At 67.9% G+C, this 16,139-nt stretch carries 27 protein-coding genes; 9 read left to right on the forward strand and 18 right to left on the reverse strand.

Going from position 1 to position 16,139, the window contains the following annotated elements:
* Nucleotides 1–13 precede the first annotated feature (13 nt).
* Genes ABZ234_RS03790 through ABZ234_RS03830 form a run of 9 tightly spaced genes read left to right on the forward strand, consistent with a single transcriptional unit; the run spans nt 14 to nt 5,659 of the window.
* Nucleotides 14–1,282, forward strand: coding sequence for a hypothetical protein (locus ABZ234_RS03790; RefSeq protein ID WP_355010908.1), 1,269 nt, complete (start codon nt 14–16; stop codon nt 1,280–1,282).
* Nucleotides 1,282–3,162 carry a hypothetical protein gene (locus ABZ234_RS03795; protein WP_355010909.1) on the forward strand — a complete coding sequence of 627 codons (1,881 nt, stop codon included), beginning with the start codon at nt 1,282–1,284 and terminating at the stop codon, nt 3,160–3,162. The genes ABZ234_RS03790 and ABZ234_RS03795 overlap by 1 nt, the downstream gene beginning before the upstream one ends.
* A 41-nt stretch (nt 3,163–3,203) precedes the next feature.
* Nucleotides 3,204–3,392 carry a hypothetical protein gene (locus ABZ234_RS03800; protein ID WP_355010910.1) on the forward strand — a complete coding sequence of 63 codons (189 nt, stop codon included), beginning with the start codon at nt 3,204–3,206 and terminating at the stop codon, nt 3,390–3,392.
* 8 nt (nt 3,393–3,400) lie between these two features.
* Nucleotides 3,401–3,700 (forward strand): hypothetical protein, encoded by a 300-nt coding sequence (locus ABZ234_RS03805; protein ID WP_355010911.1) that lies wholly within the window; start codon nt 3,401–3,403, stop codon nt 3,698–3,700.
* Complete coding sequence (locus tag ABZ234_RS03810) at nt 3,697–3,918, forward strand: hypothetical protein (RefSeq protein WP_355010912.1); 222 nt, start codon at nt 3,697–3,699, stop codon at nt 3,916–3,918. The genes ABZ234_RS03805 and ABZ234_RS03810 overlap by 4 nt, the downstream gene beginning before the upstream one ends.
* Nucleotides 3,911–4,204, forward strand: coding sequence for a hypothetical protein (locus ABZ234_RS03815; protein ID WP_355010913.1), 294 nt, complete (start codon nt 3,911–3,913; stop codon nt 4,202–4,204). Before ABZ234_RS03810 ends, ABZ234_RS03815 begins: the two co-directional genes overlap by 8 nt.
* A 57-nt stretch (nt 4,205–4,261) precedes the next feature.
* Entirely contained in the window at nt 4,262–5,092 is an 831-nt protein-coding gene (locus ABZ234_RS03820; protein ID WP_355010914.1) for an N-acetylmuramoyl-L-alanine amidase, read from the forward strand.
* Nucleotides 5,093–5,111: 19 nt separating this feature from the next.
* Nucleotides 5,112–5,309: a hypothetical protein gene (locus ABZ234_RS03825; RefSeq protein ID WP_355010915.1), complete on the forward strand. Its 198-nt coding sequence runs from the start codon at nt 5,112–5,114 to the stop codon at nt 5,307–5,309.
* On the forward strand, nt 5,306–5,659 hold the full coding sequence (locus ABZ234_RS03830) for a hypothetical protein (RefSeq protein ID WP_355010916.1): 354 nt from the start codon (nt 5,306–5,308) through the stop codon (nt 5,657–5,659). Before ABZ234_RS03825 ends, ABZ234_RS03830 begins: the two co-directional genes overlap by 4 nt.
* Nucleotides 5,660–5,708: 49 nt before the next feature.
* On the opposite strand, the gene ABZ234_RS03835 is transcribed toward ABZ234_RS03830, so the two are convergent.
* From ABZ234_RS03835 to ABZ234_RS03920, 18 genes are all read right to left on the reverse strand, one after another.
* On the reverse strand, nt 5,709–6,230 hold the full coding sequence (locus ABZ234_RS03835) for a hypothetical protein (protein WP_355010917.1): 522 nt from the start codon (nt 6,228–6,230) through the stop codon (nt 5,709–5,711).
* Complete coding sequence (locus ABZ234_RS03840; protein ID WP_355010918.1) at nt 6,227–6,583, reverse strand: DUF6221 family protein; 357 nt, start codon at nt 6,581–6,583, stop codon at nt 6,227–6,229. The genes ABZ234_RS03835 and ABZ234_RS03840 overlap by 4 nt, the downstream gene beginning before the upstream one ends.
* 114 nt (nt 6,584–6,697) lie before the next feature.
* Nucleotides 6,698–7,498 carry a hypothetical protein gene (locus tag ABZ234_RS03845; RefSeq protein ID WP_355010919.1) on the reverse strand — a complete coding sequence of 267 codons (801 nt, stop codon included), beginning with the start codon at nt 7,496–7,498 and terminating at the stop codon, nt 6,698–6,700.
* A 104-nt stretch (nt 7,499–7,602) separates the two neighbouring features.
* Nucleotides 7,603–8,292 (reverse strand): hypothetical protein, encoded by a 690-nt coding sequence (locus ABZ234_RS03850; RefSeq protein ID WP_355010920.1) that lies wholly within the window; start codon nt 8,290–8,292, stop codon nt 7,603–7,605.
* On the reverse strand, nt 8,279–8,452 hold the full coding sequence (locus tag ABZ234_RS03855; RefSeq protein ID WP_355010921.1) for a hypothetical protein: 174 nt from the start codon (nt 8,450–8,452) through the stop codon (nt 8,279–8,281). The genes ABZ234_RS03850 and ABZ234_RS03855 overlap by 14 nt, the downstream gene beginning before the upstream one ends.
* A 111-nt stretch (nt 8,453–8,563) precedes the next feature.
* Complete coding sequence (locus tag ABZ234_RS03860; protein WP_355010922.1) at nt 8,564–8,770, reverse strand: hypothetical protein; 207 nt, start codon at nt 8,768–8,770, stop codon at nt 8,564–8,566.
* Nucleotides 8,767–9,264 carry a hypothetical protein gene (locus tag ABZ234_RS03865; protein WP_355010923.1) on the reverse strand — a complete coding sequence of 166 codons (498 nt, stop codon included), beginning with the start codon at nt 9,262–9,264 and terminating at the stop codon, nt 8,767–8,769. Before ABZ234_RS03865 ends, ABZ234_RS03860 begins: the two co-directional genes overlap by 4 nt.
* Complete coding sequence (locus tag ABZ234_RS03870; RefSeq protein ID WP_355010924.1) at nt 9,257–9,526, reverse strand: hypothetical protein; 270 nt, start codon at nt 9,524–9,526, stop codon at nt 9,257–9,259. Before ABZ234_RS03870 ends, ABZ234_RS03865 begins: the two co-directional genes overlap by 8 nt.
* Nucleotides 9,527–9,792: 266 nt before the next feature.
* Nucleotides 9,793–10,257: a hypothetical protein gene (locus ABZ234_RS03875; protein WP_355010925.1), complete on the reverse strand. Its 465-nt coding sequence runs from the start codon at nt 10,255–10,257 to the stop codon at nt 9,793–9,795.
* A gap of 29 nt (nt 10,258–10,286) precedes the next feature.
* A complete protein-coding gene (locus tag ABZ234_RS03880) occupies nt 10,287–10,772 on the reverse strand; it encodes a single-stranded DNA-binding protein (protein WP_355010926.1) in 486 nt (161 codons plus the stop codon).
* Nucleotide 10,773: 1 nt separating this feature from the next.
* Nucleotides 10,774–10,968 carry a hypothetical protein gene (locus ABZ234_RS03885; RefSeq protein ID WP_355010927.1) on the reverse strand — a complete coding sequence of 65 codons (195 nt, stop codon included), beginning with the start codon at nt 10,966–10,968 and terminating at the stop codon, nt 10,774–10,776.
* Entirely contained in the window at nt 10,968–11,300 is a 333-nt protein-coding gene (locus tag ABZ234_RS03890) for a hypothetical protein (RefSeq protein WP_355010928.1), read from the reverse strand. The genes ABZ234_RS03885 and ABZ234_RS03890 overlap by 1 nt, the downstream gene beginning before the upstream one ends.
* Nucleotides 11,301–11,455: 155 nt before the next feature.
* A complete protein-coding gene (locus ABZ234_RS03895; RefSeq protein ID WP_355010929.1) occupies nt 11,456–12,577 on the reverse strand; it encodes a DNA cytosine methyltransferase in 1,122 nt (373 codons plus the stop codon).
* Complete coding sequence (locus ABZ234_RS03900; RefSeq protein ID WP_355010930.1) at nt 12,577–13,140, reverse strand: WhiB family transcriptional regulator; 564 nt, start codon at nt 13,138–13,140, stop codon at nt 12,577–12,579. Before ABZ234_RS03900 ends, ABZ234_RS03895 begins: the two co-directional genes overlap by 1 nt.
* Nucleotides 13,137–13,460, reverse strand: coding sequence for a hypothetical protein (locus tag ABZ234_RS03905; protein ID WP_355010931.1), 324 nt, complete (start codon nt 13,458–13,460; stop codon nt 13,137–13,139). The genes ABZ234_RS03900 and ABZ234_RS03905 overlap by 4 nt, the downstream gene beginning before the upstream one ends.
* Nucleotides 13,457–14,161, reverse strand: coding sequence for a hypothetical protein (locus tag ABZ234_RS03910; protein WP_355010932.1), 705 nt, complete (start codon nt 14,159–14,161; stop codon nt 13,457–13,459). Before ABZ234_RS03910 ends, ABZ234_RS03905 begins: the two co-directional genes overlap by 4 nt.
* Entirely contained in the window at nt 14,158–15,135 is a 978-nt protein-coding gene (locus ABZ234_RS03915; RefSeq protein ID WP_355010933.1) for a hypothetical protein, read from the reverse strand. The genes ABZ234_RS03910 and ABZ234_RS03915 overlap by 4 nt, the downstream gene beginning before the upstream one ends.
* A 34-nt stretch (nt 15,136–15,169) precedes the next feature.
* A complete protein-coding gene (locus tag ABZ234_RS03920) occupies nt 15,170–16,045 on the reverse strand; it encodes a GIY-YIG nuclease family protein (RefSeq protein ID WP_355010934.1) in 876 nt (291 codons plus the stop codon).
* Nucleotides 16,046–16,139 lie beyond the last annotated feature (94 nt).

Here is a 16,139-nt window from a genome sequence, read left to right on the forward strand (position 1 = left end):
TCCGGTGCTCCCCTTGCAGGAACCTCTCCCCCCGGCGTCGGAGTGGCGCTACTACGCCTTCAACGTCCTCACGGGAACCTGGCTTCACCGCGAACTCCCCCTCTCCGACGTCCGCCTGACGACGACCCTGTCGGGCCCCGGGCGCATGACCGCGACCATCGACCCCGAATACCAGGCACTGAAGACCCCTTCCGGCGGCCTGGTCCTTGAGCTGTGGCAGACCATGATCGTCGCCGAAGCCAGTGGCCAGCTGCGTGGCGGCGGGATCCTCACAGGCATCACCGCGACCGGGCCGAAGCTGGCGCTGGACCTCACCGGGGTGTCCGGGTGGCTGGAGGGGCAGCCACTCCGCAACAACCTGGACTTCGGCGGCAAGGTCGACGGCGTCACCGGGCACGGCGTCGACCCCTTGGACGTGGTCCGCGCCCTGTGGGGGTGGCTCCAAGGTCAGCCCGACGGCGATCTCGGCGTCACGCTGGACTCCACGACCACTCCGTACCGTCTCGGCGCGTGGCACAACACCCGCGCCCTCAAGGACGACGGCAGCCTCGGCCCGGCGAAGGAAGTCGCGTCCACCCCGGTCCCCATCGACCGCATCTGGAACCCAGGCAAGGACAAGAAGCCCGTAGCGGCGACCGGGAAGACGGTCTACTGGGAGTACAAGCTGCCCTGGTGGGACGACATCGAGATCGGACAGAGGGTCACCACGCTGGCGACGCAGACCCCGTTCGACTGGATCGAATCGCTCCGGTGGGCCGACTCCTCCCGCGAAGAGGTCGTCCGCCACATCCACTTCGGCTACCCGCGCCTCGGGAAGCGCCTCACCCGCGAAGTTTTCATCGAGGGCGCGAACATCTCCGAGCTCGTAGCGGTGCGCCGCGACGGCGACGACTACGCCAACTCGGTCACGGTCTACGGATCCGGCGAAGGCTCCAAGCAGCTCCGGTCTACGGTCTCCCAGCGCGACGGCCGACTCCTCCGAGCGAAGTCCGTCGACCGACCCGACCTCACCACCGTCGCCGAGTGCAAGGCCGTCGCTGAGGAAGAGCTTCGCCGCTGGTCGCAGGTCGTCGACGTCTTGGGCTTCACCGTCCGAGACCACCCGAACGCCCAGATCGGGTCCTTCTCCGTGGGCGACGACGTCCTCGTACAGACCCGCGCCGGATGGATGCCCACCCGCCTGTGGGTGCGCATCACCAGCCTGGACACCGCACCCGAGACAGGCGAGGTCACCGTGACCTGTCGCAGAAGCGACCGCTTCGACTACCCCGGAGGTGCCTGATGGACGCCGAGACCCGACGCGCGATCTCCGAGTACGCCCGGGAGGTCGCGAAGCTCCGCGCCGAGGTCACCACCCTCAAGCGCGGACAGCGCGCCGGCCAGCTCGCCCACTCCTCCCTCGAAGAAGGTCAGACCATCGAGGTACGCGATGAAACCGGCACTCTCCGTGGCCGGTGGGGGTGGGTGGACGGTGCTGTCGGTGTCGTCACCGAGGGCGGCGACCCCGTCAGCGCCCCGACCGCGCCGACCGTCACCCCTTCCCTCGGTGGTCTCCGTGTCACGTGGGACGGGCTGCTGTCCGGCGACCCTGCGATCCCCGTCGACTTCGACCACATGGCCGTGCACGTGTCCACCGAGACGGGCTTCACGCCGTCCGCCGCAACCTACGTCGGATCCATCCGCCGCGCCGGCGAAGGCGGGATGCTCCCCGTGATCCCGCTCCCCTACGTCGAGCACTACGTGGTGCTCATCCCGGTGACCACCGGGGGCGTACAGGGGGCTCCGTCGGCGGAGGTGTCCGCGACGCCGTTGCAGACCTCTGGCATCGACCTCGAAGCCGACAGCGTCGAGGCCGTCCACATCAAGGCGGGGGCCGTGGAAGCAGACAAGCTGCAAGCTGTGCTCGCGCTGGTCACCACCATCATCGCGGGCATCCCCGGCGCCGCCCGCGTCGAGATGGACCAGGACGGCCTCCGCGGCTACAACACCGGCAACGAGCTCATCTTCGCGATCGACTCCTCCGGCAACGCGGTCTTCTCCGGCGACATCGTCGCCTCCGAGATCAGCGGATCCCGCTTCTCCCTCACGTCCTCCTCCGGGGCAACCGGGGTCATCGAGGACGCCAGCGGTGTCGTCCGAACGCGCGTCGTCTCCCCCAGCGGCGCACGGGCACAGCTCGCTTCAGGCGCAGGGCAAGCGGAATTCTCCGTATGGGGCGACGTCGGAACAGCGAGCACCCCAGCTGCCGCCATGCTCGCGCAGCCCGGAAACTGCCAGCTCAGCCTCTACTCCGACGTAAGCGACACCAACAAGCCGCGGCTGACCCTCGTCGCCCTGCCCGCCGAAGCCCGTGTGGTCGCCCGGGGCGGCACAGGCTCGGATGTGCAGATCACCGCGCAGGACGCGTGGGCGGGGGTGAGCGTCACCCCGGAGGCCTCCACGCTGGGACAGCCGGACGCGGGCGCGGGCACCATCTACGCCTTCCGCCGGGCGGGCACGGATGCTCCCACGCTGAGCCTTCAGTCTCCGGTGTCAACGTCGGGCGCGGGTGCGGACCGCAGGGCGATCATCCACGTGGAGGGCGCGAACGACACTCGCGCGTACACCGTCCTCAATCATGCCGCCCGGATTCACTACCTCCAGGGCGAGCTCGTCAGCGGGTCCACCGACACCACCACGGACGGCAGCGTCCAGATCGCGGACACCCACAGCATCCTGTCCACTCGGATGCGCCCGCAGGTGCAGCCCATGGCCGTTGCCCCGATCATGACCACCAGCCAGACCACCGGGTCCTTCGTGGACTTCACCGCCACCCAGTGGCCCCGGATCACCTTCAAGACCGGCTGGTCCGGCATGGTGCAGATCGACATCATGATGGCCGGGCAGAACCCCAACTCGGACGCGTCGAGCATCGGCGTCGGCTTCCGTCTCACTGGTGCTGGGACTCTTGCTGCCGATCTCAGCCGGTGCGCGTTCGTGCGCAGCCTCGGCACGGGCATCAACGCGACCTGCTCCGGCTACTGGTCTTCCCCGATCCAGCTCGCGGGGAACAGCACCTACACCCTGACCCCCGCGTGGCGGCTGTCCTCATGGAACGTAGACCGCCCGCCCCTGTGGGACGGATCGCTCGCCAACCAGATCACCGTCCGCAACCTCACCTAGGAGACACCATGTGCCCATGCGACACCCCCGAGGAGCCCACCGTGTCCGCACTCGAAGGCGACCCCGCTGAGCCCCCGCAGGACCCGGTCGAGCCGCCCCCGATCACCCCGATCTCGGTCGAGCCCTCCGATCCCACCCCTCCGCCGGACCTCGACCCGATCGAGCCGACCCCGCCCGGCGAGGCCGGCGACTACCCGCCCACCCCGCCGAGCCCCGGCCACGACGAGTAGGAGGCCTCTTGGACGCCCTGTCCGCATTATCGCCGTTCGTGCAGCTCGGCGCGGGCGGGCTCCTCTCCGTCGGCATCCTCATGATCCTCACCGGCAGGCTCGTGCCCGGGGGGACCGTGGAGCGCCTCCTGTCGGCACGCGACGAGCGCATAGCCGAGCTGAAAGCAGTGCTCGCCTCCGAGCAGGACCGGAACTGCCGACAGGCCGACCAGATCACGGCACTGCTCGAATCCGGTCGCACGACGGCGCACGCCCTGGAGGAGATCCGCAAGGTCGCCGTCGACCAGGGAACGGGGGAGGTCTCATGAAGGGGTGGCTCGACCGGATCGTCCGCACCTTCGCCCCGCCCCCAGTCACCGAAGAAGAGATCACGGAGATGGCCGAACGCACCGAGCAGGGCGCTGAACAGGCGCGCCGCCGCGACGGCGAAGTGCGCGACGTCGTCCGACGTCTCGTCGCCCAACGAGAAGAGAACCACTTCGGTCCGCTCGTATGGGCCGCCATCCGAGGGGAGAGCGATGTATGAGGCCGGAACCGTGATGGCCACCGCCGCCGCCCTGCTGATGTGGCTATTCGCCATCGACTACTCACGCTGGCGCTGGTGGACCAACCCGGGCGGACGCCTGGTCATGTCGGTGCTGGTAACCCTCGCGCTCGTGCTCAGCCTCGTGGCGGCGCGCAACTGGTTCGGGGAGTTCCCCGGGCACGCGTTCGCCCGCTTGGCGGTGTTCACTGCGGCGTTCGTCGCGATCGGGTGGGGGTGGCTCCTGCACAGGCGGGTCCAGCGAGGTCGCCACCGCGCGAAGCCCTAGCCCGATTTCTCCACATACGCCCCGGTACGCCGGGGCTTTCCCATGCCAGGAGGCACCATGCCCGAACCCGACAAACTCCAGTGGCGGTCCGACTTTGGCTGGTCGAAGAACAGCCCCGCGTCGTCCGCCAACCCCCGCAGCGGGCTCGTCATCCACTACGACAGCGCCGACCAGGGCCTCGCCGACAAGGAACACAAGGCGTGTGTCGCGTACTGGAAGAGAACGAGAGGCTTCCACACCGGCCCGTCCCGAAATTGGGCGGACATCGGCTACAGCTGGGGATGTTGCAGCCACGGGTACGTGATGGAGGGCCGCGGACTGTTCAAGGTCCAGGCCGCGCAGCCCGGCGGGAACAGCTCCCACTACTCCGTGACGCTGATGACGGGCCCCAAGGACGAGGTCACGGACGCGCAGATCAACGCGGTCCGCCAGCTCCGCGAGTGGCTGATGGAACCTGCGTCGTCGATCTCCGGGAAGGTGCTCGGCCACCGCGACTTCATCTCCACCTCGTGCCCCGGCGACCGGGCCTACAAGATGGTCAAGAACAACACGTTCACCAAGCCCGCGAAGTGGGGCAAGGACACGCCCAGCGTCCCCAAGCCCACCAAGCCAACGCCGTCGCCCGCCCCGAAGCCCAAGCCGCCCACCTCGAAGGCGCCCGCCTTCCCCGGGCCCGTGCTGCTCCAGCCGCCCGTCCGCAAGTCCGAGACCGCGCGGAAGTGGCAAGCGCAGATGCGCAAGCGCGGCTGGACCATCAGCGTCGACGGCTTCTACGGGCCCCAGTCCGAGCTGGTCTGCCGCACTTTCCAGAGCGAGAAGAAGCTCAAGCGCGATGGCATCGTCGGCCCCGCCACCTGGCGTGCCGCGTGGGAGGCGGTGGTCACGTGAGCAACGGCTGGAGCTGGCTGTGACACCGACATCCGACACCGTGCACGTCGTCCCGAACAACGACCTCATCGAGCACGACTGGCAGACCTACGAAGCCACGTGCGTCTGTGGCCCCACCACCCGCCTGATCAAACGCGAAGACGGGTCCATCGGGTGGGTCATCACCCACAACTCCCTTGACGGGCGTGAAGCCCACGAACAGGAAGCCACCCCATGAAGCCCCTGACCATCCTCGGCCGTGAACCGGTCGAGATCCTGTCCATCGTGCAGGCCGCGCTCCTCGTGGGAGTCGCCCTGTCCGTACCCCACCTGACCGAAGCAGCCGTCCCGCTGATCGTCGCCTGCCTCGGCGCCGTGTTCGGCTCGGTCCAGGCCGTCATGGTCCGGCCCGTCACCCCGGCCGCTTTCACCGCGGTCGTGACCACGGTCGCGCCGCTGCTCGCCTACTACGGGCTCGACTTGGACGCGACGCTGGTGGCGTCCATCAACGCCCTGATCGTTGCCCTGTTGGCGCACCCGACCCGTCAGCAGGTGTCCCCGGTGGTTCGGAACGACCTCGCCGCCTGACGAACACAACAACGCCCCCTCCTTCGGGAGGGGGCGATTCGTCGTTCGCTCAACTCCACGGAGTGTGTGTTGACGAAGGCGCTTCGATGTCCGGAACATCATGCCCGAGTTCGTCATCGGGCATCGCACCGGAGCCCAATTCCCGACGAAGGGCGTCCTGCAACTCCAGGCGCTTCGCCCCGAAGTCGCTCAACGCTGACCTCCATACCTCGCGCTCCACACCAGGAAGGGTCAGCATGACCAGGCTATTCATTGCCCCCTCGACGGATTGCACATGGTAGGTCACCTCCCGACCTGCGAGAAGCGATAGCTCCGTGGCAGCCTCCATTGCCTCCTTGAGGTGCGGAACCTCGTAGAAGGGGATTTCAGCATCACTGTGGTCACTAGCCATGTGGGCATGTCTCAGCGCAGATGCATAGAGCGCGGAGTGTGACAGGAACTGGCCTCCAAGTCGGGCCACATGTTCCTTCCGCTTTTGCCTGCCAGCCACAAGCTGAACCCCGAAGGCGCCGAGCAAGGCCACCAGTGCACCACCGAGCGCAGAGAGCGCTCCGATCAAGGCGTCCGTCATGAGTCTTGGATGGACTTGTAGTCCGGGTGGGTGGCATAGGCCGTGGCGAGCAACCAGATGGCCTGACCAAGCCCGGCGGCCCGTTCGCCGTCCGCGCTCCACGAGGCTTCGACAACCTCACGCTTAGCTGCGACCTCGCGGAGGACCTTGCGGGGGTCGTGGCGGGCCATGTGCTGCATTCGAGGGTCGAACTTTCCGATGGGGACGTTGAAGTGCTCGTTGGGGAACCCGAAGTCGAACCCTCCGTTCTTCTCGTCGAAGGACCAAGGTGATGCCCCGTATCCGTGTTCTCCGAGTGCTTCGAGCGCGAGGGCCTCTTCTTCCTTGAAGCGGGCGGCGAGGAACTCTTCCAAGGTCACGTTCGTGGCCTTTCTGCTGGGGGTTTGGCCCGGCCTGGGCCGCTCTGGAACCCTACGAGGCTCCGGTGACAGGACAGCCCCCTCTCCGGGTGGGTGCTTGGCTGGCCTCTACGCCGTTGCCCGCTCCTTGCGCTGGAGGACGTTCATGATGTCGCCGAGCCGGTACTTCGCCGGCCGCTTCTCCGACACGGGACGAATCTTCCCCTCGGCCGCCATCTTCCGCACTGCCCGGTCGCTAATCTGCCTCCCAAGCGCCCTACTGGCCATGGACGCTTCCGCCGCGGTCACCAGCTGCTCCGGCGCCGCCGCGACGGCCGCCTTCACCGCCGCGTCCCGCCGCGCTTCGGGGTCCTCGATCTCGCCGTCGCACCCTTCGACCCGGCACCACGCCTTCGCCGCCCCCGCGATCCCGTACACCTTCCCCCCGCAGTCCGGGCACTCCCCCGCGTACACGCGCTCCGCCGGCCGGTCCACACACCGTCGGACTTCGCGGACCACGTACCGGATCTGCTGCACGCACTCGTCGCCCCACTCCGCGGACCGGATGACGACGCCCTGCCCGTGGAGCCACTGGGCCATCGCCGCGATCGTGTCCGCAGGCGGTGTTCCGCCGCACTGGTCGATCACGACCCGGCACCACGTCGCGAGCATGTTGTGCAGGTAGCGGCGGGTGTCGCTGGCGGCGTCGTTGATCAGCATGGGGAGTTCATCGCCCCCGCCACGCCCACCTCCACTACCCCCGAACTTGCTCTGCCGGGCGATCGCGATGTCGAGGTCCACGTCCAGGCCGTGCACGTCCCCGGTCGCCCACAGCGCGCGCAGGTCCGCCATCATCCCGCCCACACAGGTCGGGCAGACGACGCCGGCGTCCATCTCGGCGGAACACAGGCGGCAAGTCAGGTACGTCATGGATTCTCCCCCGTGGTCGTACTATGTGACCAGTGGGAGAACCTACTCAGGAACTTCTACGGGGGGATTGTGGGGCTCGCCATCGGGGGATGCGGGCCCCACGGTCATGTCCGGGGGATCACGCGACACCGGCAGCTCGGGTGAGTCGGCGGAAGGCCTTGGAATCCGGCCCACAGCCGCCTCGGAACGCCGGGAGCGCGAGGGTTGGCGAACTTCTCCCCTGCTGGAACCCGCCTGCCATTCATGCTGGCGCACACCGTGCACGCCTTCCCGTCCCGCCGGGTGACCCATTCCAGGTCGAGGCCCAGCCAGCGCGCGTAGGAGAACGTCGCGCTCGACGCCGCTTGGTGGATCTTCGTGACCGCGAGGATCCGCATCCGCCGCCGGAACCGGTCGAGCTCCACGTTCGCGGGCGTCGGCGTGACGGGCGCCGACGTGGTGTCGGGCGCTTCCCCCGCGATGGCAGCGTCGATGCGCCGGGCGACATCCTCCACGACCGCGCGCACGTCCTCCTCGACGCTCGTGGGCAGGGGCTCAATGGCCAGCTGACGCATCCGTGCGCGCCTGCCTGCCGCGCCCTGTAGGACGATCTGAGCGCCCACCGTGAACCCCTGCTGCGCCGCTGTTGACACCGCGTTCGTGAGCGCCGCCAGAACCGCGAGGATCGCCGCGCCCGACAGCCCAGCCGCGACCGCAGCGGAGATGATCGCCTGGATCTCGGCGTCGGCCTGCTGCTCGATCGCGTCCAGCTGCTGGGCGGGGGTCTGTGGCACGGGAATCTCAGTGACTGTCACCGCGCCAACCCTTCATTTCGCCGCCTTCGACTACAACTCCGATGGGTGAGCATTCACCTTCAGCCCACAGGTCAGTCATGTGATCGTGGGCCTCGTCTTCGGTGGCGAACCGCTTCCTGATCTTCTCGTGGTGCTGCCAGTAGACGGCGGTCGCAGTCACTCTGACCTCCTCGTGGTCTGCGGGGATGGTACCCCTGTCCTGCCTGCTCTCATGACGCTGTGCGATGCTGACGCGGGCCCCGGGGTGCTTGCCTCACCCCGGGGCCTCTCGTCACTCCCCCGCGATCGCGGCCTTCCCCTTGTCCGTCAGCCACGGGCGGGTGATGGTGGTGCCGTAGTCGATCCGCCCGGCTCGGTCTTCACGCTCCAGCGCAGCGAGGACGACCTTCTCCGGGTACCGGCTGGTGAGGGCGTCCCATGCGTCCCCGTCGCGGACGGCGTCGAGGACTGCTTGCGCGGTCAGGTCGCTGCGCTTCATGACGTCTCCCTCGCGAGCTCCTTCGCCCGCTTGATCGCGTCCTCCTGGTCGGCGTGGTCCTCGACCGCGCCCTGCCACGCGGTCATCCACGAGTCGCCGTGCACGTACACGTCCACGCCCTCGTAGTCCATGCGGGTCACACGACTGAGCAGGTCACGGAGGCGGTCCATCTCCGCTTCGAGCTCCCGCAGCCGCTCGCACTTCAGTGCGAACGCCCGACCGTTGGCTTCTTCGAGGACGAGCATCTCCTCGATCTCCTCTTCGAGCTGCTTCACCCGCCCGTCGTGGGGCTTCCACGCCTGCTTCAGCCCGTGCTTGCGGCCTGCTTCCCATGCGGCGTCGATGTACGGCTGCGCGACCTCCGCGAGCTTGGCCGCGTCGTCTCCGAGCGCCGCGTAGTCCCCGGTGAGGCTGTACCCCTCGGGCTGCACGTCGTGCAGTCGGCACAGCTCAGCGTGAAGGGCGGCAGTGAGGGGGGTGAGGGTGTCAGGCATCGTCGCCCCCCAGTGCTCGCAGGGTCGCGCAGGGGTGGATCTGCTCGCAGGTGCGGCACAGGTCCATTGGAGACTCGGGGTGGGGCACCAAGAACGGCTGGTGCAGCTCCCGGATGGTCGCCATGGCGTTGACAGCGTTGACGACGATGTTGGCTTGGTCAGTGCTGTCGACGATCCCGATGAGGAGGTCCATGTCGTCGGGTTCGTCGCCTATTTGCACGTACAGGGTGCGGCCGACCTTCCTGCCGGTGCGGAACTTCATCGGTCCTCCTCGTAGTGGCCGTGTTCCTGGTCGTGACGGGTCAGCTCGGTTGCCATCAGGAATCTCCTTCGTCCGACAGTCAGGACACAGGTCCCGACCGCGCTTCTTCTTCGAGGTGGGCGCCCGCCAACCCGCTTCCCTCGCGAGCTGGCGGATGTACGACGCCTTCCGAACAGCCAACGGCGCGTTGAAGTACGCGGCGCAGCCCGCCCGGGAGCACTTGAGCACGTACACCCGGGCGAGACCATCCGTACTGCGCAGCGCGGTCATCCCCAGTCCGACGCCAGCAGCCACGCGGGCTTGTCCTGCATTGGCGTCAGCCCCAGCGCTTCCAGGGCGCGGGCGAGACGCGCGTCAGCGTCCTCCTGGAGGGCGGACATGTCCGCCAGGTCCACCGCTTCCGGAGCACCCCGACGCGCCGTCGTCGAGTGCGCCGCGAGGATGTACATCGGATAGTCAATGGAGCAGTGCGAGACCACCTCGACGCCGAACGTCGCGAGCGCATCCCGCTTCCGCTCGAAGTAGCCGTCAACCTGCCAGTCCGCTTCGGTGAACCCAGCGGCGGCCAGCAGCTTCGCTTCGACGGCTTCCACAAAGTCGAGGTCTTCGGCTTCGCTGTCGTACCAGTCGACGGCAAGGTCTCCGTACTCGCTGACCTCTCGGACAAGCCAGTCTTCCCCGTTGCCGAAGTCGTAGCCGTAAGCGAGAATCGCGTCAGTTGAGGTGCCCATGATGTTCTCCTGTCTGTGCTGGTGGTGGCTTAGAAAGGCGGCTGATCGTCGGCGAACCCGGGCCGGCCGCCGCTCCCCCACGGGTCGCCCTGCTGCTGCCCGCCGGAAAACCCGCCGGACTGCTGGCCGTAGGAGCCGTTCGCCGCGAAGCCTCCACCCCCGCCCTGCTGCTTCGGCGGGGTGAGCGCCCGCCCGATCTCCCGGACGATGACCTGGTCCGCAGACCGCTTCGCCCCAGTCGTCTTGTCCTCCCACTGGTCGGTTTCGACGTCGCCGCGCACGGTCACGAGGTCGCCCTTCTGGAGGTTCGCTTCAGCGATGGCCTCGGCGATGCGGCCGAACGCGGTACCGCGCCCCCACCAGGTGGAACCGTCCTCCCACTGCTGGGTGTCCTTGTTGAGCTTGCGGGAGTTGGACACGAGGCGAAGCTTCGCGATCGCGGTCCCGTTCGGAAGCCACTTGGTTTCGGGCGCGTCCACGAGACGGGCGGTCACGGTGATGTTCGGGAGGGACATGTCAGTTCTCCTTGGTGAGTCGGTTGCACTTCGGGCAGGTCACGGCCGTGCCTGCGGGCAGCAGCGGCATGGCGTCCGGGGCGAGCGGGATGCGGCAGACGGTGCGAGTGCACCGGGTCGCATAGCCCCGGTCGGGATCTACTTCGGCGGGGGCGAGCCGGTGGGTGTGGTCGCCATGGCGAACGACGGAGACCATCACGACTCCTCCCCGACCAGGGCGCGGCCCGGCTCGATGCGCTTCATCGCGGCCAGCACGTCATGCAGCGCGGTCGCGTACTCGGAATCGTGCGGCAGGTCCTCGACACGCTCACGACCGAGTAGGCGCGGAATCTCGGACTTGAGGCGATCCCACGCCGCGGCACTGGGGGCCTCTTCGCGAAGGCGGTCGTTCTGCCTGCGGCTCGCCGCACGAAGCTGCTTGTTGGTCCGCTCGGCGTCGGCGAGGTACTGCTCAGCGGCGCGGCGCGCGTTCACGGCGTCGGCGAGTTCCTCGTGTAGGGCGAAGATCCGGGTGTCGGTGTCGGTCATGTCCCCTCCCGGGGCTTCAGGTGAGCGTCAGGCGCTCAGGAAACTTGAGTGTGACTCGGGGTGCCGACAGTCCTGCAAGGCCGTCAGCGTGCGACAGGCGGGCGTATGAGAGGATCGGGGGCGTGCCCCGCCAGATACCAGCTGGCGGGGCGCACCTATGCGGCCAGATCCGCAGTCACGCGCTCCAAGAGGAGCCGAGTCGCGTAAGCGCCCTGCTGCGGGACCACGCCATTGCCCAAGGCGCGGAGCTGATCGTCGCGATCCAGGCCAGGCACCGCGGTCACATGGCCCGCGGGGAGGCCCATCATCCATTCGGCCAGTAGCGGCGAATGGCGCATCCGCCCGTCCTTGCCAGTGGGCTCTGTCGGCGCCGGGGCTCCGCGGCCGATGATCGGCTCCCACCTAGCGATCGCCGCGGCGTACTCCTGCCAGCCCACGAGAGACTCGGAGACCTCGTTCAACGGGCGGGAGTTCACTCCGAGCAGGTTGGACTGCCCCGACTTCCAGTCGCGGGCCGCCGGCGTGGGCAGCAGGTGCTCGACCACGTCCGCGAGGCTCACGGAGTGCCCGCCGGCGCGGCGCTTGGCGGGGTCCTGCGACCCGCCGCGGCTGCCCTGGTAGGCGTCCGGGGTCGGCAGCAGCGTCACACCGCCGGGAACAGCGCGGCCTGGTCCTCGGGGGCGGAGGGCGAACGTCGGCGGCTGCTCTTGCGGCCACGCGATGAGGAAGACGCGCTTCCGCTCGTGCGGAGCTCCGACGTCAGAGGCGGCGACAGTTGTCCATTCCGCATCGAACCCTGCGTCGGCAAGGCCGGCGAGTACGGCACCGAGTGCCCGCATAGGAGGCTCACGGTCGGAGTCTCCCATGCACCCCGGGCAGAATTCCAGGTCGCTGTCGGCTGCTTCGTGTCGGAGTCCGGGGACATTCTCGATCACCACCAGTTTCGGTCGGAGGATGCGGATGATGCGGAGGATGTGCAGCCACAGGCCGGATCGGGTGCCCTTGCGCATCCCGGCCTTGCGGCCGGCCACGGATACGTCTTGGCAGGGAAATCCGGCGAGGAGGATGTCCACGGCCAGGCCGAGGGCGAGGATCTCCTTCCAGTCCACGGTCGTGATGTCGCCGAGGTTCGGCACGTCGGGGTGGTGGTGGGCGAGGATGCGGGACGCACCGGGGTCGGGGTCCGCGACCCACGCCAGATCGCCGCCGAGAACGGACTGGACAGCGGCGTCAAGGCCGCCATAGCCAGAGCAGAGACTGCCGATGGTCAGAGGCATCACGCACCACCCGTCCAGCCCGTGCCGGCCATGTCGACGATCCCCAGCTCTCTGGCGAACGCCACCAACAGCGCAGCCCGATGCTCCACGGGCAGGCCGCCGAGGATCTGCCCCACACCCGCCCCATCACCCGAGGCGACCGCGGACCGCAACTCCACACCGAAGCACCGCACCGACTCGTCGACGAACCGCCGCTCCCCCAACGCCTTCACCGCGGCCTGGTCCTGCGCCATATGCCGGGCCGCCGCCTTGCGAGCCGGGTCCGCAGACTCAGCAGTCACGCCCTCCCACAGGTCCCGGTACGCCGCCGCCACACGCGGCTTGGCCACTCGAACGTGAGCCCGGTCGCGCACCGCGGCAACGTGAGCCCGCTGCTCAGCGGTCAGGCCGCCAGCGATCCGCCCGTAAGCGCCCGCGGGGTCCGCCAGGGCTGCGTCGAGGCACGCTTCGGCGATCGGGCAGTGCTTGCACACGGCCAACGCTTTGCGGCGGCCCGTGGCGGTCGTGGGCTGGAACATCATGGGGTCGAGGTCCACGCATCCAGCACGCTCGTCGGTGATCACGCTGCCTCCTGAACAGTGCGTGCGGTGGCCCGAGACAGGGCCTCCTCGTAGATGGCCACCAGCGCCAGGCGGCGCGGGGAGTTGTTCGGAACCTGCTGCCACATCTCCGGCGGGATGTAGCCCTCCCACCGGTCGGGGCTGGAGAAGTTCAACGGCGGCAGAGTGAGGCGCTCCGCGAGGTCCGGGTGGGCGAGTACTGCCCGGCGCCTCTCCGCGTTCGTGGTCACCTCGATCTCAGCGCCATGACGCATCGCGCGGATCGCGAGATCCTGCATCAACTTGATGTCGCCGGCCACGCCCGGCTCACCACGGCCCCTCACGCCGCACCTCCGAGACGACGGTCGACACCCTTCAGGGCAATCGGCTCGGCCATCTCAGTGATCCGGGAAGCGACACGGTCGCCGAGCTTCCTGCCCAGGTCGTCAGGGAGCACGTTCGTGGTGACGATCGTGGGCAGCTGGTGCTCGTAGCGGAAGTTGATCAACCGGTAGTTGACCTCCTCCACCCACTCGGAGGTCTTCGCGGCCCCCAGGTCATCAATGAACGCAAGCGGGGCATTGGCGTACCGCTCGAACACGGCTTCGGAGTCGACGCCGGGGCGGGGGCGCATCTTGGCGTAGATGTCGGTGATGGACGCGGCGACCGGAGCGCACCCAACTCCGATGATCGACAGGCGCCGCAGCGCCCCGAAAGCCTGGTAGGTCTTGCCGACGCCCGTCTGGCCCTTCAGGAACACCGACGGCCCTCGACCCAGGTACGGCACCCGGGAGAACTTGTTGGGCTTAGAGCCCTTCACCAGGGCGTCCACCCACGCCAGGAGGCGCTCGTCGGTGACGTCGGCTCGCCGGTACAGGGGCGGGATCAGGCTGTTCGTCGTCTCGATGATCGCGGCGGTGTCCCGGATCGCGGTGAAGCTGTCACCCCCTTGCTCATCGATGGCGTCGAAGTCGGGGATGGCGGGGGTGATGTGAGGGAACGCGGCGCGCGCCCGGTTGATGAGGTCCTTGGTCTTCTCGGTCACAGCAGTCCTCCTTCGTAGGCGTCTTGGTCGGTGGGGTTGCGGTACGGCTGGTAGTCGCCGGAGACGGCGCGGAGGTGGCGCCCGCCGTTGGCCTGACTCATGTCACGCATGTGCCAGGACCCGTCCCAGCAGCCGTCGTTGAGCCAGTTGGAAGCCTTGGTGATGAACTGGCGCTCCTCGGGGGTGGCGCCCTCCCACATCTGCGCGTACAGGTGGGCACCCGCGATGATCTGGCGAGGGTCCGCCCCGGCGTCGACGGCATTGGCGAAGGCGTTCACGGCGGTGGGCTTGTGGGTGCTCTTGGGGTAGGCGTCCCAGAACTCGACGAAGAAGGGGTCGTTCTCCTTCTCGGCCTTCGTCTTCTTCTTCGCCTTGGGCTCCCGCTTGGGGTGCTCGTTGTTGATGGCGTTTCCGAAGAGGTCGGTGACTTCGCCAGTACTTGAAGAACTACGTAGTAGTTCTTCTTCCTTGGGGTTGGGGTTGGGAGGGTGCGTTACGGAGCCGTTAGTCACACCGTTACGGTCGGCGTTACTCTCGCTGTTCTTCCGACCCTGCTTTTCGGCCGCCCTCCGGTCCCGCCATGCCTTCTGACGTGCGGCGTTGCTCTCACGCCCAGCCTCGATCTGTTCCTTCGATGCCTGGTAGTCGAGGTAGTCATGGATGCGGTAACCGTCTTCCTCGGCGTGCCACAGGCCGGCGTCAACGAGCGACTGCACCGCTGAGCGCGTGACTGCGGGTGTTAGGTCGTCGTTATGTAGCGCGTTAGTCACACCGTTACGGTCGGCGTTACGCACGGCCTCCACCGCGTCTTCGAAGTCGAGCATCCGAAGCGCCGTTTTGCGCGGAATGAACCCGTCGGTGAGGTTCCTGTTCGACCAGGCGAGGCCGGCGGCGAACAGTGCGATGCCGAGGCTTCCGGCTTTGTCGAACTTGGGGTGGTCGTAAAAGTCGTCACTGAGACGGACCCACGCCATAAGTGCCTCCCCCGGTAGTGGTTGGTCGTGTGCTTCAGCGGAAGTCGCTGGCGAGCTGACGCCAGCGGCACTCGGTGGTTGGGGCGTTCTCGGGTGTCCACGTGCCGAGGAGCCATGCGACGGCGGACTCGATCACTTCTCGGCAGTCGATGGGGAGAGGGAAGATGGCGTCCGTGCCGGACTTCTCCTGGGCCCATTCGAGGTACGTGCGCCCCTTGGCCGATGACTTCAGGAAGCCACCGAGGGCTTCGAGGTCGCGCTTTTTGGTGGACATGAACTCTTGGGCAATCCGATAGGCGCGGATGGTGATCTCGTGGGCGTGCGCGCGGGCCATCTCGGGCTCGGAGTGGGCCTTCGAGGTGAACTGCTCGACCTCGGAGGGGATGAACGCGGCCAGGTAGACGCGCGCGTCGTTCAGGTCTTCGAGGTCCTGTGCGTGCATCCGGCCAGGGATGACGGGGAGGTGATCATCAACCGTGGAGTCCTCGACCCAAGCAAACCCTTCGGCCGCGGCGACGATCTCTCGGTAGCTGTATCCCTGGGCGAGAGCCGCGTCGACCTGTTCGGCGAGGTCTTTGTAGAACTCACGCGAGGTTTCCCGCTGCGAGGCCGCGGCGATGGCCGCTCCCATGTGGACGTAGTCCTCGTAGGTGAATTCGTCCTCGTCGGTGACACGGGCCCGCTTGTCCCGGATGTTGTGCTCGGGGTTCTCGATGCGGATGGCGCGCTTCTCGGCGGCGAGGACGTTGTCGCGGTCGTCGTACCAGTCGATGGCGATGCCGCGGACGTCTTCCCACCAGTGCTTCTCTTTGGCGTGTTCGGTGAAGCGCCGGCCGGGGGCGTTGGTGATGCCGGTGTAGAGGAGTTGGCCGCGGTCGTTGTAGAAGCGGTAGAGCGCGTGTTTCTCCACGTCCCCTCCTGGGGGTGTCGTTCTGGTCTGTTCTGGCGCCCGTCCGCGGCCTGCTCGCGGTCCCCGGCTGCCCTATGGGTCCGGTCGGGCTGGG

It is taken from the genome of Nocardiopsis sp. NPDC006198, assembly GCF_040613895.1.
Classification (GTDB): domain Bacteria; phylum Actinomycetota; class Actinomycetes; order Streptosporangiales; family Streptosporangiaceae; genus Nocardiopsis; species Nocardiopsis tropica.

Excerpts from the sequence above, each read along its gene's own strand:
- ABZ234_RS03915 (WP_355010933.1), bottom strand. The coding sequence starts at position 15,135 with ATGGCGTGGGTCCGTCTCAGTGACGACTTTTACGACCACCCCAAGTTC.
- ABZ234_RS03835 (WP_355010917.1), bottom strand. The coding sequence starts at position 6,230 with ATGACGGACGCCTTGATCGGAGCGCTCTCTGCGCTCGGTGGTGCACTG.
- ABZ234_RS03795 (WP_355010909.1), top strand. The coding sequence starts at position 1,282 with ATGGACGCCGAGACCCGACGCGCGATCTCCGAGTACGCCCGGGAGGTC.
- ABZ234_RS03890 (WP_355010928.1), bottom strand. The coding sequence starts at position 11,300 with ATGACCGACACCGACACCCGGATCTTCGCCCTACACGAGGAACTCGCC.
- ABZ234_RS03860 (WP_355010922.1), bottom strand. The coding sequence starts at position 8,770 with ATGAAGCGCAGCGACCTGACCGCGCAAGCAGTCCTCGACGCCGTCCGC.
- ABZ234_RS03880 (WP_355010926.1), bottom strand. The coding sequence starts at position 10,772 with ATGTCCCTCCCGAACATCACCGTGACCGCCCGTCTCGTGGACGCGCCC.
- ABZ234_RS03820 (WP_355010914.1), top strand. The coding sequence starts at position 4,262 with ATGCCCGAACCCGACAAACTCCAGTGGCGGTCCGACTTTGGCTGGTCG.
- ABZ234_RS03845 (WP_355010919.1), bottom strand. The coding sequence starts at position 7,498 with ATGACGTACCTGACTTGCCGCCTGTGTTCCGCCGAGATGGACGCCGGC.
- ABZ234_RS03865 (WP_355010923.1), bottom strand. The coding sequence starts at position 9,264 with ATGCCTGACACCCTCACCCCCCTCACTGCCGCCCTTCACGCTGAGCTG.
- ABZ234_RS03815 (WP_355010913.1), top strand. The coding sequence starts at position 3,911 with ATGTATGAGGCCGGAACCGTGATGGCCACCGCCGCCGCCCTGCTGATG.
- ABZ234_RS03895 (WP_355010929.1), bottom strand. The coding sequence starts at position 12,577 with ATGCCTCTGACCATCGGCAGTCTCTGCTCTGGCTATGGCGGCCTTGAC.
- ABZ234_RS03830 (WP_355010916.1), top strand. The coding sequence starts at position 5,306 with ATGAAGCCCCTGACCATCCTCGGCCGTGAACCGGTCGAGATCCTGTCC.
- ABZ234_RS03870 (WP_355010924.1), bottom strand. The coding sequence starts at position 9,526 with ATGAAGTTCCGCACCGGCAGGAAGGTCGGCCGCACCCTGTACGTGCAA.
- ABZ234_RS03885 (WP_355010927.1), bottom strand. The coding sequence starts at position 10,968 with ATGGTCTCCGTCGTTCGCCATGGCGACCACACCCACCGGCTCGCCCCC.
- ABZ234_RS03875 (WP_355010925.1), bottom strand. The coding sequence starts at position 10,257 with ATGGGCACCTCAACTGACGCGATTCTCGCTTACGGCTACGACTTCGGC.
- ABZ234_RS03810 (WP_355010912.1), top strand. The coding sequence starts at position 3,697 with ATGAAGGGGTGGCTCGACCGGATCGTCCGCACCTTCGCCCCGCCCCCA.